Source organism: Chamaesiphon sp. (assembly GCF_041738855.1).
Taxonomy (GTDB): domain Bacteria; phylum Cyanobacteriota; class Cyanobacteriia; order Cyanobacteriales; family Chamaesiphonaceae; genus Chamaesiphon.
Genome location: NZ_JBGSPA010000207.1, coordinates 18,633 through 33,324 on the forward strand (window position 1 = coordinate 18,633; position 14,692 = coordinate 33,324).

Annotated in this window: 16 protein-coding genes; 13 read left to right on the forward strand and 3 right to left on the reverse strand. The window is 48.6% G+C overall.

What is annotated here, in order from left to right; all coding sequences use genetic code 11:
* Positions 1-192 precede the first annotated feature (192 nt).
* From ilvB to ACEW9I_RS22805, 4 genes are all read left to right on the forward strand, one after another.
* Entirely contained in the window at positions 193-2,052 is a 1,860-nt protein-coding gene (gene ilvB, locus ACEW9I_RS22790) for a biosynthetic-type acetolactate synthase large subunit (RefSeq protein WP_373542692.1), read from the forward strand.
* A 456-nt stretch (positions 2,053-2,508) separates the two neighbouring features.
* Complete coding sequence (gene ntrB / locus ACEW9I_RS22795; RefSeq protein WP_373542619.1) at positions 2,509-3,333, forward strand: nitrate ABC transporter permease; 825 nt, start codon at positions 2,509-2,511, stop codon at positions 3,331-3,333.
* A 15-nt stretch (positions 3,334-3,348) separates the two neighbouring features.
* Positions 3,349-4,743, forward strand: coding sequence for a CmpA/NrtA family ABC transporter substrate-binding protein (locus tag ACEW9I_RS22800; protein ID WP_373542620.1), 1,395 nt, complete (start codon positions 3,349-3,351; stop codon positions 4,741-4,743).
* A 34-nt stretch (positions 4,744-4,777) separates the two neighbouring features.
* Positions 4,778-5,602: an ABC transporter ATP-binding protein gene (locus tag ACEW9I_RS22805; RefSeq protein WP_373542693.1), complete on the forward strand. Its 825-nt coding sequence runs from the start codon at positions 4,778-4,780 to the stop codon at positions 5,600-5,602.
* Positions 5,603-5,650: 48 nt separating this feature from the next.
* On the opposite strand, the gene ACEW9I_RS22810 is transcribed toward ACEW9I_RS22805, so the two are convergent.
* Complete coding sequence (locus ACEW9I_RS22810) at positions 5,651-6,565, reverse strand: alpha/beta fold hydrolase (RefSeq protein ID WP_373542621.1); 915 nt, start codon at positions 6,563-6,565, stop codon at positions 5,651-5,653.
* A gap of 129 nt (positions 6,566-6,694) precedes the next feature.
* On the opposite strand from ACEW9I_RS22810, the gene clpS reads away from it, so the two are divergent.
* From clpS to ACEW9I_RS22830, 4 genes are all read left to right on the forward strand, one after another.
* Positions 6,695-6,976, forward strand: coding sequence for an ATP-dependent Clp protease adapter ClpS (clpS, locus tag ACEW9I_RS22815; protein ID WP_373542622.1), 282 nt, complete (start codon positions 6,695-6,697; stop codon positions 6,974-6,976).
* 84 nt (positions 6,977-7,060) lie between these two features.
* Positions 7,061-7,555, forward strand: coding sequence for a DNA recombination-mediator protein A (locus ACEW9I_RS22820; RefSeq protein ID WP_373542623.1), 495 nt, complete (start codon positions 7,061-7,063; stop codon positions 7,553-7,555).
* Positions 7,556-7,616: 61 nt separating this feature from the next.
* Positions 7,617-8,033 carry an MAPEG family protein gene (locus ACEW9I_RS22825; RefSeq protein WP_373542624.1) on the forward strand — a complete coding sequence of 139 codons (417 nt, stop codon included), beginning with the start codon at positions 7,617-7,619 and terminating at the stop codon, positions 8,031-8,033.
* Between the two features lie 118 nt (positions 8,034-8,151).
* Positions 8,152-8,643, forward strand: coding sequence for a YajQ family cyclic di-GMP-binding protein (locus ACEW9I_RS22830; RefSeq protein ID WP_373542625.1), 492 nt, complete (start codon positions 8,152-8,154; stop codon positions 8,641-8,643).
* 308 nt (positions 8,644-8,951) lie between these two features.
* Here ACEW9I_RS22830 and ACEW9I_RS22835 read toward each other — a convergent pair whose 3' ends face one another.
* Both ACEW9I_RS22835 and ACEW9I_RS22840 read right to left on the reverse strand, forming a co-directional pair.
* Positions 8,952-9,422 (reverse strand): GNAT family N-acetyltransferase, encoded by a 471-nt coding sequence (locus ACEW9I_RS22835; RefSeq protein ID WP_373542626.1) that lies wholly within the window; start codon positions 9,420-9,422, stop codon positions 8,952-8,954.
* Positions 9,423-9,452: 30 nt separating this feature from the next.
* The gene (locus tag ACEW9I_RS22840; RefSeq protein ID WP_373542627.1) at positions 9,453-10,109 is read right to left on the reverse strand and encodes an N-acetyltransferase family protein; all 657 of its coding nucleotides are present in this window, start codon (positions 10,107-10,109) and stop codon (positions 9,453-9,455) included.
* 7 nt (positions 10,110-10,116) lie between these two features.
* Between ACEW9I_RS22840 and ACEW9I_RS22845 the strand changes: the two genes are divergently transcribed.
* The 5 genes from ACEW9I_RS22845 (at position 10,117) to ACEW9I_RS22865 (ending at position 14,554) form a co-directional block, all read left to right on the forward strand.
* Complete coding sequence (locus ACEW9I_RS22845) at positions 10,117-10,704, forward strand: Uma2 family endonuclease (RefSeq protein ID WP_373542628.1); 588 nt, start codon at positions 10,117-10,119, stop codon at positions 10,702-10,704.
* Between the two features lie 81 nt (positions 10,705-10,785).
* A complete protein-coding gene (locus tag ACEW9I_RS22850; protein WP_373542629.1) occupies positions 10,786-11,457 on the forward strand; it encodes an ATP-dependent Clp protease proteolytic subunit in 672 nt (223 codons plus the stop codon).
* A gap of 120 nt (positions 11,458-11,577) precedes the next feature.
* The gene (locus tag ACEW9I_RS22855) at positions 11,578-12,243 is read left to right on the forward strand and encodes an ATP-dependent Clp protease proteolytic subunit (RefSeq protein WP_373542630.1); all 666 of its coding nucleotides are present in this window, start codon (positions 11,578-11,580) and stop codon (positions 12,241-12,243) included.
* 274 nt (positions 12,244-12,517) lie between these two features.
* Positions 12,518-13,120, forward strand: coding sequence for an ATP-dependent Clp protease proteolytic subunit (locus ACEW9I_RS22860; RefSeq protein WP_373542631.1), 603 nt, complete (start codon positions 12,518-12,520; stop codon positions 13,118-13,120).
* A gap of 591 nt (positions 13,121-13,711) precedes the next feature.
* Positions 13,712-14,554 carry a hypothetical protein gene (locus ACEW9I_RS22865; protein WP_373542632.1) on the forward strand — a complete coding sequence of 281 codons (843 nt, stop codon included), beginning with the start codon at positions 13,712-13,714 and terminating at the stop codon, positions 14,552-14,554.
* The last annotated feature ends 138 nt before the right edge of the window (positions 14,555-14,692 follow it).

Below are 14,692 nucleotides of genomic sequence, written 5' to 3' on the forward strand. Positions count from 1 at the left end.
CTAGCCTAAAATAAAGATATCGATCGCTACTCTACAACGATTTGATGATAGACAATTAGCTAAGATCCTGCGGTAACTTGGTACACAAAATGTCTCACTAGTAGCAACTGAGCATCATTGTCAAATCCAGTAACTAAAAAATATAATTTAAATTCTAACTAGTGAGGTTTATTTGTGGTCTCTCAACGTGTCATTGAAGTAGCAACTACCCAGCCATCGCCGATCTTCCAAGCGATCGCCCAACGTCAAACAGGTGCCTACGCCCTCCTCGATAGTCTGCACCGTCATGGCGTCCAGCATATTTTTGGCTATCCTGGTGGCGCGATTCTCCCCATCTACGATGAAATATATCGGTTTGAAGCCGCAGGCAAGATCGAGCATATCCTCGTCCGCCACGAACAGGGTGCCGCCCATGCTGCTGATGGTTATGCCCGCGCGACTGGGCAGGTAGGCGTTTGTTTTGCTACTTCTGGCCCTGGAGCTACCAACCTCGTTACAGGCATCGCCACCGCCCAGATGGACTCGATTCCGCTGGTAGTTGTCACCGGACAAGTCCCTAGTTACGTCATCGGTACCGATGCCTTTCAGGAAACCGATATCTACGGGATCACCCTCCCCATTGTCAAACATTCCTATGTCGTCCGCGACCCTGCCGACATGGCACGGATCGTCGCCGAAGCCTTCTACATCGCTGCCACGGGTCGTCCTGGCGTAGTCCTGATCGATATCCCCAAAGATATCGGAGCACAATTGTGCGACTATACCCCCGTCTCCCCTGGGAGCGTCAAATTACCTGGCTATAAGCCCACCGTACGCGGCAATCCGCGCCAAATCAATCAAGCAGTCCAACTAATTGCCAAGAGTCGCCAGCCCCTACTCTACGTCGGCGGCGGCGCAATTTCAGCCAGCGCACATATCGAAATCCGCCAACTCGCCGAACTATTCCAAATCCCCGTTACTACCACCCTGATGGGTAAAGGTGCGTTTAATGAAATCCATCCCCTTTCCGTCGGGATGCTAGGGATGCACGGGACAGCTTATGCCAACTGGGCGGTGACAGATTGCGACCTCTTGATCGCTGTCGGCGCGAGATTCGACGATCGCGTCACAGGTAAACTCGAAGAATTTGCCTCGGAAGCCAAGGTCATCCATATCGATATCGATCCCGCCGAAGTCGGCAAAAACCGCACCCCTGATGTGCCGATCGTCGGTGACATCAAACAAGTCCTGATCCAACTCCTCCAACGCGTCCGCGAACTCGGCTTGGGCGGTAATCCCGAACAAACCAGATCCTGGCTTGACACGATCGAGGGTTGGCGCGCCGACAATCCCCTCGTTGCCCCTAGCTACGACGGGTTACTCGCACCCCAAGAAGTCGTCGTCGAATGTCGTCGTCAAGCTCCAGATGCTTACTACACCACCGATGTCGGACAACATCAAATGTGGGCAGCCCAATTTCTCAATAACCTTCCCCGCCACTGGATTTCGAGTGCAGGCTTAGGGACGATGGGCTTTGGGGTACCCGCCGCGATGGGCGTCCAGAAAGCCCTCCCCAACGAGCAAGTCATCTGCATCAGCGGTGATGCCAGCTTCCAGATGAATCTCCAAGAACTCGGCACCCTCAAGCAATATGGCTTGAATGTGAAGATCGTCATCATCAACAATGGCTGGCAAGGAATGGTCAGACAGTGGCAAGAAGCCTTTTATGAGCAGAACTACTCTTCGTCGGAAATGGCACCCTCTCAACCCGATTTCATGCTGCTAGCGCAGGCTTATGGGATTAGAGGGATGAGCGTCAACAATCGGGAAGACTTGCCAGAGGCGATCGCCACCATGTTAGCCCACGATGGCCCCGTCTTACTCAACGCCCAAGTCAAGCGCAATGAAAACTGTTATCCCATGGTAGCGGCGGGTAAATCCAACGCCGAAATGCTGGGACTAGCCAAACCCAAGCGATCGAGTTCGGGCGCATTGGCGATTCATTGTGGCAGTTGTGGCACGATCCATCCGGTACATCACAAGTTCTGCCCCGAATGCGGTAGTCAGCAGTAATATCACATCAGCAAAGCGATCGAGTAGGAGTTAAATTGCGCCTACTCGATTTTTTTCAGGTCGATTTTTAAGGCTCATACCAAATCAAAGGGACTGAATAACAGATCGGCTCATCCCCTTTCCAAGGGGAGGTTGGATGGGGGAATTCAACTCTGTGCTTTTCTTGTTCATTAATAATAATTTATGTCATACATAATCGAGCTAATTTAATCTTAAAAACTCGATCTAGTTTGTAAGATTGACGATCGCCCTCATCCTCTGACTTAACGGGAAAAGTCAGATAGATCTATTGATAGCTGGAAGAACGTTTTACCAGTGCCATTCTCGATCGGGTAAAGTACAATATAATATGTGGTTAGATTGCGCCTATATTTGGGCACTGACAATTTAGGTGCTAACGGGTCTAAAAAGTTAGTGATAGTTTTTTTACAAAGGTGCTACCACTAAATGATTTTGATGAGTCTAGTTTCGCGTACCAATGCCTCGATCGGGAAGCATTTTCGGGGCTTGTTGAGAGCCAATATCCTACTGCCTATGGCTGGGTTTGCAGGAGCGATCGCGGTGTGGTGGCTGATTGCCATCTTCCGGCAGGAAATGGTGCCCACGCCGCCAGAGGCACTCCTCAAGAATTTAGATTTTATTTTGCATCCGTTTTACGATCGCGGCCCTGGGGATGTTGGGATTGGATGGTTACTGTTGGCGAGTTTGCGGCGAGTTTGTATTGGTTTTTCGCTAGGGGCGATGGTCGCCATTCCGGTTGGGGTTTGGATTGGATTATCGCCCTATGCGTGGTTAGCCATCAATCCCCTGATTCAAGTCTTTAAGCCTGTTTCGCCCTTGGTGTGGTTGCCGATCGCCCTAGCGATTTTTAATGCGGCGGAACCTTCAGCAATTTTCGTAATTTTTATTACCTCGCTCTGGTCTACGATCATCAACACGGCCGAAGGTGTCAGCAACGTTCCCAAAGAGTATTTAGAAGTAGCACAGGTCTTAGAAATGCCCCGGTGGAAACAACTCACCAAGGTAATCCTGCCTGCCAGTTTGCCCTATATCTTCACCGGATTACGCATCAGTATGGGAATTGCTTGGTTGGTGATTGTTGCTGTGGAAATGCTCACTGGAGCCGTGGGAATTGGCTTTTTTGTCTGGGATGAATGGAACCGTTTGAATGTGAGTTCGGTGTTTTTAGCGGTATTTGTAATTGGGTTAGCGGGGCTGATTTTGGATTATGCCCTGGTCATATTGCAAGCGATCGTTACCCGCCGTCCGGCACGCTCTTGAACTGTGGAGACTCTGATGGATAGACTGTGGACAAGGCGATCTTTGCTGCAAGGGATGAGTGCTGCCACTTCAGCGATCGCCTTTTCTAGCTGTAGTCAACAACTCTCACGCAATCCTGTGGGGTTGCCAGCCGCAGCCCTCGCGATGCCGCAAATTATTGACCCTGCCAGCCTAGAGAAGCCAAGCCTCACAGTGGGCTATGTGCCCGTGAATGATTGCGCTCCGTTTGCTGTCGCTTGGGCAAAAGGCTTCTTCCGTAAATATGGCTTGAACGTCACCCTCAGTCGTGAAGCCAGTTGGGGCAATTCCCGTGATGGGATTATTTTTGGGAGATTAGATGCTTCTCCCGTTGTGTCTGGAGCTGTCACCAATGCCCGGATGGGGGCAGAAGGGGCACGACCCTTTCCGTTGTGCGCTGCCATGACGATTCACCGTCACGGCAATGCCCTGACGATGAATCGTCAACTTTGGGAGGGTGGGATTAGACCCTGGCACAGCTACGGCGGCGATTTGGAGGCTTTTGGTCGCGATTTGCGGAATTATTGGGCAAATTCTGCCGCTGACGATCGGACTTGGGCGGTAGTTCAGAGTTCTTCGATCTACGAATACTTTGTCCGCTACTTGATCGCGGCAGTAGGCATCGACCCTTCCAAGCAACTGCGGCTGATTATTACGCCACCGCCGCAAATGGTGAGTAATACGCGGATTGGCGCGATGCAAGCTTACATGGTTGCTGAACCTTGGAATACACGCGCCATTGCGGGGAATGAAGGGATTGGCTTTACCTTCATTCAGGGGCGAGAAATCTGGCAGGGGCATCCAGATCGGCTGCTAGCCGTGCGTGAATCCTTCATTGAGGACTATCCCAAGACCTATCGATCGCTAGTCAAAGCCACGATCGAAGCCTGCCAGTATTGCAGCAACCCTGCCAATCGTGAAGAGGTCGCCACCATCATTTCCCAACGCTCTTTTACTGGCGCAAATGTTAAATATACTCGACCTGGAATTGTGGGCAACTTCAACTATGGTGGATTTGATAACCAGCCCCGCATCAAGAATAGCGCGGAGACAACCCTGTTCTTCGATCTGCCCACTGCCACGATTTCCCACGACCACTCAACCTTCCTGTGGCAGTCACAAAGCCTCTGGCTGATGACCCAAGCAGCCCGATGGGGGCAGATCGCCGAATTCCCCAAAAACGCTGACGAAATCGCCCGCCAAGCCTGGAGAACAGACTTGTATCGAGAAATTGCCGCCGAGATGGGCATTGAATGTCCAGCAGAGGATTATAAAGTCGAGCCGAGCACTGCTTTTATCGATGGCAAATCCTTCGATCCGAGCGATCCGGTGGGCTATCTCCAGAGCTTTGAAATTCGCGCCAACGCTCCTCAATCCTGTTTCTTTGCCTAAGCTGCCTAACCTTTAAACCCAGGAGACGTTGATGATGTCCTCAATGCAATCGATCGATCCCAATAGCTTGTATCCATCCAACACTGAATCTTTTCTGACGATCGAACATGTAGTGAAAGCATATCCCAAACCAGATGGCAGTCCGTTTGTCGTGCTCGATGGCATTAACATGACGATCGGTTCACAAGAATATGTCTCGGTCATCGGTCACTCTGGTTGTGGAAAATCAACCCTGATGCGGATTGTGGCAGGGCTAGAGCCAGCCACATCGGGTTTAGTCACTCTAGAGGGTAAAGCAATTCGCAAACCTGGAGCGGAGCGGATGATGGTGTTTCAAGGCTATGCCTTGCTACCGTGGCTCACCGTTAGGGAAAACATTCGGATGGCAGTGGATGAGGTGTTTAAAACTGCCAGTCTAGCCGACAAGATCTCGATCGTGAATGAGCACATCGAAATGGTGAAGCTCACGGCTGCTGCCGACAAATATCCCGACGAACTTTCGGGCGGCATGAAGCAACGAGTAGGGGTGGCACGCGCCCTAGCCACCCGCCCTAAAATGCTCCTCCTCGATGAACCTTTCGGGGCACTCGATGCCTTGACTCGCCCTAAATTGCAACAGGATGTCCTGGAAATTTGGGGACAGCATCCCCAGGCAGTGATGATGATTACCCATGATGTGGATGAAGCAATCTTTATGTCTGACCGAGTGGTGATGATGACCAATGGCCCTGGTGCCACGATCGGTCAAATTCTAGACATTCCGTTGCCCCGTCCGCGCGATCGCTATGAACTGAGAGAATCTAAAGACTACTATGAACTCAGGCATCAGGCTTTGGATTTTCTGGAGCGATATCAATAAGTCAGTCCATCTGCTGGCAACATCCCTTCACATTGGTAATCAGTGATTTTAGCCAACCTCCGCCCGACAGTATTCCTTCACCCAATTATGGACGATCGCATTGACCTGAGTCGGACTCTCATCATGCGGACAATGCCCTGCGGCTAGATAGTATTCTTGCAATTGCGGATAATATGTCCGAAATTTTGCGCCGCGTTGGCGGGCATCGATCCACGGATCGCCTTCACCCCAAATCATCAGCAGCGGACATTGCATTTTACTCAGCAATACATCCACCTTTTCCCCTTGCTGGTTGCTAAAAATCGAGCCAAACACCTGCGGCGCACCGCGATCGGTTGAAGGACGATAAATTTCGTCAATTAGCTGCTCAGTGACTGCACTTTGGTCTACATAGACCTTCTTGAGCGTATTGCGGATAAATGTCTTGCGTTGGACGAAGGCATACAATAACGAATTCCCGATCGGATGCCGCAAAAATCCTGTCAAAAGCTGATTAATCGCTTTTTGAACTAGATTTGGCTCCTTGGGATGAGTGCTATCGGTAAATGGCCCCGCACTATTGAGCAAAATCAGCCCCGCAGCCGATTCGGGATGCTCGGCGGCGACGCACAATGCCGCATAACCACCGAGCGAATTGCCCGCCAAGACTACAGGTTGACCGATAACTTCCGTGATAAAGTCATGTAACTGAGTCCGCCACAGATCCGCACTATACGACCAAGCTGGCTTCGCCGCGCGCCCAAATCCCAACAGATCGATCGCCCATACCTCAAACTCTTGGCTGAGTTCAGAGATATTTTTGCGCCAATGATCTGTCGATGCGCCAAAGCCATGAATTAACAGTAATGGTGGTCGGTGCGCTCTGGCTGCTCCCGCACGCACGTAATAAATCTGTTCTCCCCGCCAGTGCCAGTATTGACCAGGTAGCGGTTGTGTCGAAACTATCGGCGTAGTCGTAGTCATGGCATCAATGGCGTGTGGGAATAGTTGTACTAACTATGTTAGACATTTCCTGATGCCCCGGCAAACTAGGTTGTGGTTGGGGCATAATAGAGAAAGTTGTCCAGTTCTATTTACAGGGGAAATCACAGCGTGTCTGTTGAAACTATCGAAAAGCGTTCGACATCTCGCAAGCTCGCGCCCAACTACCGCGTGCTGCTTCACAATGACGATTTTAATAGCATGGAACATGTAGTCCAAGTACTGGTAACTACGATTCCCAATATGTCTGAAACTAGTGCCATTAGTGTGATGATGGAAGCACATCAGAACGAGATGGCTCTGGTCATTGTCTGCAATCAAGAACATGCCGAACATTACTGTGATGTTCTCAAAAGTCACGGTCTCAGAAGTACGATCGAGCCAGCCGAATAATTAGCCCTGGGAGCTAACACCTAAAGCCTAACACCTAACTCTTGTTGTGTTAAACTAATAAAGTTGTTAAGCCATGCACCGTCTTTGATTAACGTATCTGACATCGATACCCTAGCCCAAGAGCTAGCCACGATTCAACAGACTGGCTCCAAGAAAATTGCCCTATTGGGTTCCCGCCACGTCCCGATCACTCATCAACATCTGATCGAGATGATGAGCTACGCGCTAGTACTATCGGGCAACCGTCTGATCACCTCTGGTGCGACTGGCACCAATTCTGCGGCGATTCGGGGAGCCATCAGAGCCAATCGTGACTTACTCACCGTAATTTTACCCCAAAGTCTCGCCCGTCAACCGCGTGAGTCTCAAGAGCAGTTGCAGAATGTGATGCACCTGGTCGAAAGCCCTGGTAATGACGCACTATCACTAGGCGAAGCCAGCGCACTGTGTAACCAGGAAATTGTGTCTCGCTGTCAGCAATTGATCTGTTTTGCCTTCCATGAGAGTAGCACGCTGTTGCAAACTTGTCATGAAGCTGAAGAGCAACGAAAGGTTGTCACCTTATTTTATTTCGACTAGCTATTGACCCCATATCCAGCGCAGGTTTAACCTAGCTCTCTGGCTGCAAATACCTGTTTTTATGAATGCCAATCTTGCGACATCTACAATTTTACTCGGTTCGATTGCCGCTGCGGCAGCCCTAGTTTATTTTCCTTATCTAGTAGTAGCGATTACCCGCTTTCAAGTCGGGTTCGATATTGGTGCTCCGCGCGCAGCGTTTGACAAAATGCCAGATTATGGCAAACGGGCAACTTGGGCACATCAAAACTCTTGGGAAGCATTTATACTCTATAGTGCAGCCGCATTGATGGCTTACACAACCCATCAAGATTCTGCCACGGTAGTCAACTGTGCGATCGGCTTTACAGTAGCCCGCCTATTTTACTCAATCTTTTATATCATCAATTTCCCGATCGGTCGATCGCTAATGTTTGGAGTCGGCTCGGTGGCAATCTATACACTCATGTCCATGAGCATCATTAGCACCATGAATTAAGCTTTAGGCTTTGGGGACTGCACTCAAAACATAGGTCAATTCATTGAATTTCTAGAACACCTAATACCCAACACCTAAAGCCTAACTAAGCATATATCCCACCAAACCAAGCACCCACATGGCATCTACATTTTCTTTTGATATTGTCAGTGATTTCGACAGGCAGGAGCTAGTCAATGCCCTCGATCAAACCAATCGTGAGATCGTCAGTCGTTACGATCTCAAGGACACCCAGACGACTGTCGAGCTAGCAGAAGATAAAATCACTATCAATACTGCTAGTGAAATGACCCTCACCGCCGTTCATGATATGCTTCAGAGCAAGGCAATCAAACGTAATCTATCGCTGAAAATCTTTGACTACGGCAACATCGACTCAGCAAGTGGTAATCGAGTGCGTCAAGAAGTCACCCTCAAAAAAGGCATCAGTCAAGAGATTGCTAAACAGATTTCCAAACTAATTCGGGATGAATTTAAAAAAGTTCAACCCTCAATTCAAGGTGATGTCGTCCGTGTCACTGCCAAGGATAAAGATGAGTTGCAAGGGGTAATGCAGCGATTGAAACAGGAAGAGCTGCCAGTAGCTTTACAATTTACTAACTATCGTTAAAAGCATCGAGATCGATCGAATGTTGAAAGTTTTATTCACAAATAACGATCGAGTACGAGCGTTAGACTAGTTCTATAGGGTGGGTTGTGCCCACCCTCAAAATTGGTGGTGATTTCTGCGTGACAAATACTTGATATTATCTTACTCAACTCGAATCTCTGCCAAAAATTCTTTAGTAGATTGTGGTTGATTTTGGGGCTGAATATATCGCGCCAAAGATATTTCTTTGCAATTAAGTTTGGCATCTCAGATAGTCAATCCGCGCAGTCTTTTACCGCTGTTCATTCCTCAGTTCGAGTGAGATCGGCTCACAAAACACATGCTAGCTTCTCCTCATTCAATTGTTGAAAGCCCTGCTGTCGATAAAATCTTTGGGCGCGATCGTTTTGGAGATGGACACTAGTATCGATCCGCAGTACACCGCGATCGCGTAACTCTTGTTTCAACTCTTGTAGTAAAGCTGAGCCTACTCCCCGTCCTTGTTTGGAGCTAATTACAAATACATCATCTAGCTTGGCAACCATTCCCCCGATTGCCGTAGAAATCGCTAAGCAGACAATACAGACACCAGCAGGTGCGCCCTCATCATAGGCTAACCATACAAAACCAAATTCCGGTCGCTGTAAAAATAGCTCCAATGCTTTATTTAGTGCTGTTTCTCCTCCCGCGCCATAAGTAGCACCGCTATCGAGATAATATTCATCCTCGCACAAGAAAGAACGCAAGAGACTAAAAGCATCCTCACGCAATTCGATCGTCATTTGTCGGCATTCAATCATTTATTCACTTTCCTGTCGATCGATTTATGATTAATTTGACCTCTGTGGCGAGTTAACTGTTTTATATTTGCTAGACGATACGTAAACATGAGTGAAATATAATACCAGATGCTCTTCATCGAAATAGGTGCCATCTACAAATAAAGCGTCATGCTCTAAGCCAAATCGTTTAAAACCTCGCGACCGATAAAGGGAAATTGCGGCTGAATTATTTGCCGTGACTCCAAGAATGATTTGCCGCAGGACACCAAGCTCTCTGGCATGGGCTAAGACTTGATCGAGCAGTGCCGCACCCACTCCTTGATTACGAAACTTTGGCACAACATACATACTCCAGATCGCACCGATATGAGCGCGTTTTAGTCGGCTCTCCCGTGAAAACCCCAGCATACCAATCATCTGTTGCCGATCGTCAACAGCAGCGCAAATAAATCGGTTAGCAGTATCAAAGCCGATTCTGGCGGCAAATTCAGCTAAAGAAAGACAAATCTCCTGCTCGTAACTGGAACCAAAAGCTGTGGGTGACTCTTGTAGTGCCTGAAGCCGCAACTCGCGATAAGCAGCAACATCCGCTACGGTGAGAAATCGGATTTCCATTTTGAGCAAGGCGAATGAGTTGCAGTCCTGAGATCTAATTTTACCGCGATTGAGCCTTGAGGCATAATAAAGGTAAGACTTTTGGAGCATGTCACGAATGGTTCAGACCCCAACTAGACAACTTAGCTTAGCAGAGTTCTTGGTTCTGCCAGATACCAAGCCTGCTAGTGAATACATCGACGGTGAGATTATCCAAAAACCTATGCCCCAAAAGCAACATAGCATCATTCAGAAGAAATTATTATTCGCGATCGATCCAATTCTCAATAATGCAGGTGTTGGACAAGCTTTTCCAGAGCTGCGGTGTACTTTCGGTGGTAGAGCTATTGTTCCTGATGTGGTTGTGTTCGAGGAAGCGAATATCTCTTATGACGAAAATGAGAATGCAATCAACGTTGTCAGTATCCCGCCCGACTGGACGATCGAAATCCTCTCACCAGACCAAAGCACTACTAAAGTACTGAAGAAGATCGACCATTGTCTAGCTAATGGTACCCAAATGGGCTGGATAATCGATCCTACCGATCGATCTGTGCTCGTACTAGTCGCCAACCAAGCATTACAGATTCTGGAAGCACCCAGTGCTATGCTGCCAGTCCCAGCATTTGCCGCCGCGATCGAGCTGACAGTCGAGCAGTTATTTAGCTGGATTAAAAAAGCTCCAAGTTCTAGCAGCCCAGTATAATAATCGGTTATCAACCCAACGCCACCAGTCGATCGCGAGTTACCATGTATAAATACACTGTGCTAAGAGCGGAATAAATACATGGTTCAGTCCCAATATTACGGCGGCGATAGCTATTACCGGACACCGCCACCAGATTTACCCTCACTGCTACTCAAAGAGCGGATTGTGTATATGGGTGGGCCATTGGTATCGTCTGATGACTACAAGCGGCAAATGGGCTACGATCCTACTAAATTGTTGATCGCCCAATTGCTCTATCTTCAATTTGACAATCCCGAGAAACCGATCTACTTCTATATCAACTCCACTGGGACATCTTGGTATACTGGCGACTCGATCGGCTTTGAAACCGAAGCTTTTGCGATTTGTGATACTTTAGGGTACATCAAGCCACCCGTCCATACCATTTGTATCGGGCAAGCCATGGGTACCGCTGCCATGATTTTGGCCGCAGGCACCAAAGGTTGTCGTGCGAGTCTCCCCCATGCCACGATCGTCCTCAATCAACCGCGCAGCGGCGCACAGGGGCAAGCCAGCGATATTCAGATTAGAGCTAAAGAAGTCTTGGACAACAAGACGGCGATCCTCGATATCTTCGCTCATAGCACGGGTCAACCCGCTGAGAAAATCGCTAAAGATACCGATCGGATGTTATACATGACTCCCCCCGAAGCCAAAGAATACGGCTTGATCGATATCGTCCTCAATAGTGTTAAAGACCTACCCACTCCGATGCCTGCTTTGGTTTAGAGAGTAGGGAGTAGGGAGTAGGGACAGAAAACAGCAAGACGCTTGCGTCTTGAAACATCCTACGCACTACCACTACCCCCTACCCCCTACCCGCTACCCCTACCCCCTACCCCCTACCCTATGCCTGTCGATCGGATTTTAAACGTACCTTACAACCTTCCTGGCAGTCAATATTGGCAGTGGATAAATATCTACACGCGGATGAGTCAGGAGCGAATTATCTTCCTCAATCAGCCGATTACTGATGGATTGGCAAATAGTATGGTGTCGTCGTTGCTGTACCTAGAGTCAGTCGATAATACCAAACCAATCTATCTGTACATCAATTCCTTGGGCGATCCTGTTGCCGCTGGGATGGCAGGGGTAGAACTCGGGATGATGTCGGTGATGGCTGGATTGGCGATCTATGACACCATCAAGCATATCAAGTCAGAAGTCTATACGATCTGTCTGGGTCAAGCGATGGGAGTTGCGACGCTCTTGCTGTCGGCTGGTGCTGCTGGCAAGCGTGCGTGTCTACCTCATGCGGAGATCGGTTTGATGCCCGTGCAAGCGGGCAACAGAGGACAAGCGTCAGATATTATTATCAATGCTGCTGAGATCTTAGCCAAAAAAACCAACATCATTGATGTCTTTGCCCAAACCACAGGTCAATCTCCCGAAAAGATCCAGCAAGACAGCGAACGGATGTTTTATATGACTGCCCATGAAGCACAAGCTTACGGCTTGATCGATCGCGTCCTTGAAAGCTCCAAGGAGCTGCAGCATCTCCAGATGAGTGTGTAGATTTTACCTCACCCCAGTCCTCTCGCGATCGAGGCTCTAGGGTATACGCGCAAGTTATTTGAGCTGCAGCGTAGATCTACCCACCCCACCCTACGGGCACCCCTAGCCTTTCCCTTTATATAAAGCACCCCTGCAAGGTTGCGCTAAACCGTCGGGGAACAAAGGCGGGCGCGCATCCGCTTTATAAGGGGGGTTGGGAGGTAACACCATCTCCGCCGCAGTCAGATCTGACACCTTCTACCCTCTACCCTTTACCCTCTACCCCCTAACTCCTATGTCAATCGGCGTTCCCAGCGTACCCTATCGTTTGCCTGGTAGTTCTAACGAACAATGGATCAATATCTACGATCGCTTATTCCGCGAGCGGATTATCTTCATGTTTGAAGAAGTCGATGCTGGTATGGCAAATGCGATCGTGGCTTATATGCTCTATCTCGACTCAGAAGACTCCAGCAAGCCGATCTATCTCTATATCAACTCCCCTGGTGGCGAAATCACCGCTGGGATGGCAATCTATGACACAATCCAACATATCAAGTCAGAAGTAGTTACCATCTGTGTCGGCTTGGCAGCTTCAATGGGTGCATTCCTCCTAGCAGCAGGTACTCCTGGCAAACGCCTAGCACTACCTCATGCGCGGATCATGATCCACCAGCCTTTGGGTGGTACTGGACGGATGCAGGCATCGGATATCCAGATCGAAGCCAAGCATATTCTCGAAACTCGGGATCTCCTCAATCAATTGATGGCGGATCGATCGGGACAAACTCTCGAACAGATCGCCAAAGATACCGATCGCGATAACTTTATGTCCGCAGCCGAAGCGATGGCATACGGACTCATCGATAAAGTTGTCGAAACTGCCAACGTTCGCTAACAAGCGCGATCGCAACTATCAAACATGTGAATAGATTGGCTCGTTCAAAAATACTATCTGCCTTAGCTGACTGTAGTATTTAACACGAGCCAACCACCATATTAATTAAACTCCTGTTCTCACTGGCATCGCCCCTGCGTTGCTAGATGAAGGACAGGAATTTTGTATTGATTGAGTATAGAATTACTATTTTCACTAAGTCTAATCACCGCCATCTAAAAGCTAGTTCTAAAGAACTATTTTATTGAATCGGGATAAATTGATACCGACGATCGTGCCAGAATGTTTAAATTAGTGTAAACTACAACACAGAAACAATGACATTAATTGAGCAAACTACTAAATAGCTTTAGTATAGGCTGCTCAACAGCTCCAGCTTTTGTTTCAATGTGTAGGTTAGAAAAGATCGGTAGGTGATTTTCTGCCCCCATCACTCACAATTTAGCAGCAAAACATCTCACCAGATCTTTGAACTTAAATTAGTTGAGACATTAGTACTTATCTATTAGTTGTTCAGCCGCGATCGCATTTACCAGTCAATCTAAATTCATGATTAGTTGCGAGCGGGGGTACCAAGGATCGGATGTTTAAATGAGTCAATTTCACCACAGCTTTATCACCAGAGTAATCGATCTCTACGGGTTAGAACTTGATGGCGATCGAGTCGATAACCTTGTTGGAGCTTGGCTGCAAAAGTACGATCCGACTTGGATTGTCAAGGCGATCGTCGAATCGCTCTACCGAGGACGGTATAAAATCAAATCAGTCGATAATATTCTCAAAGATTGGCAACGGCTGGGCAAGCCACGTCATAACTTCACCCCTGACTACGAGCGAGAAATTTTACAAAATTTGCCAGAGCCATCGCAGCTAGCCGAGACACCAGTCACTCTGGCTCCATCTGTACCAATTTTGGGGGAAGTGTCCCTGGAGCAGCTACATTCTAGTAACCAATTGCCGACGACTTCACCCCCGATCGTCAGTAGTGAAAATCTCAATCCAGAAGAGTCAACACCATTTGGTCGTCATCTGCACTTCAATCCGACTCACCTAGTTGAGGAATCAGCGGTGGTAGATGCCGATCTGACAAATCTGTTCTCAAGTGGCAGGATCGATCCAGATCGCGATCCGGTTGAGTCTCTAGCACCATCGACTTCAGAAACGCTTCAGCTCCAAGACGATCCCATTAGCATAGCGTCGGCTCTGCCGAATCAAGAGTTTCAAGTCGATGAGCCAGCACATCGCAGCAACTCTCAGCCAGTCAATCACCATTTGTTTGCTACGCTCAAAGCGATCGTCGATCCAAATCATCAGCGAGACATCGGTGTCGATCGGGCAATGAGTTTGCCGCTGTATGTCGTCAATCCCAATTCCCATCAGATTAAGCAATTTAAACTACCGATCGAAACGATCGGTGAAGAGCAATATCGCTAGTGTTAGTGATGTACTTTCAGAGAAAGCCTACGATTGTGTCTTGTCTTGATGCGCTTAATCTGGAGGGAACCTCTGTGATGCGCGCATCGCTACGCGGACTATAAAATTCAGTCCGCGCAGGCAGACTTCGCGTCACTA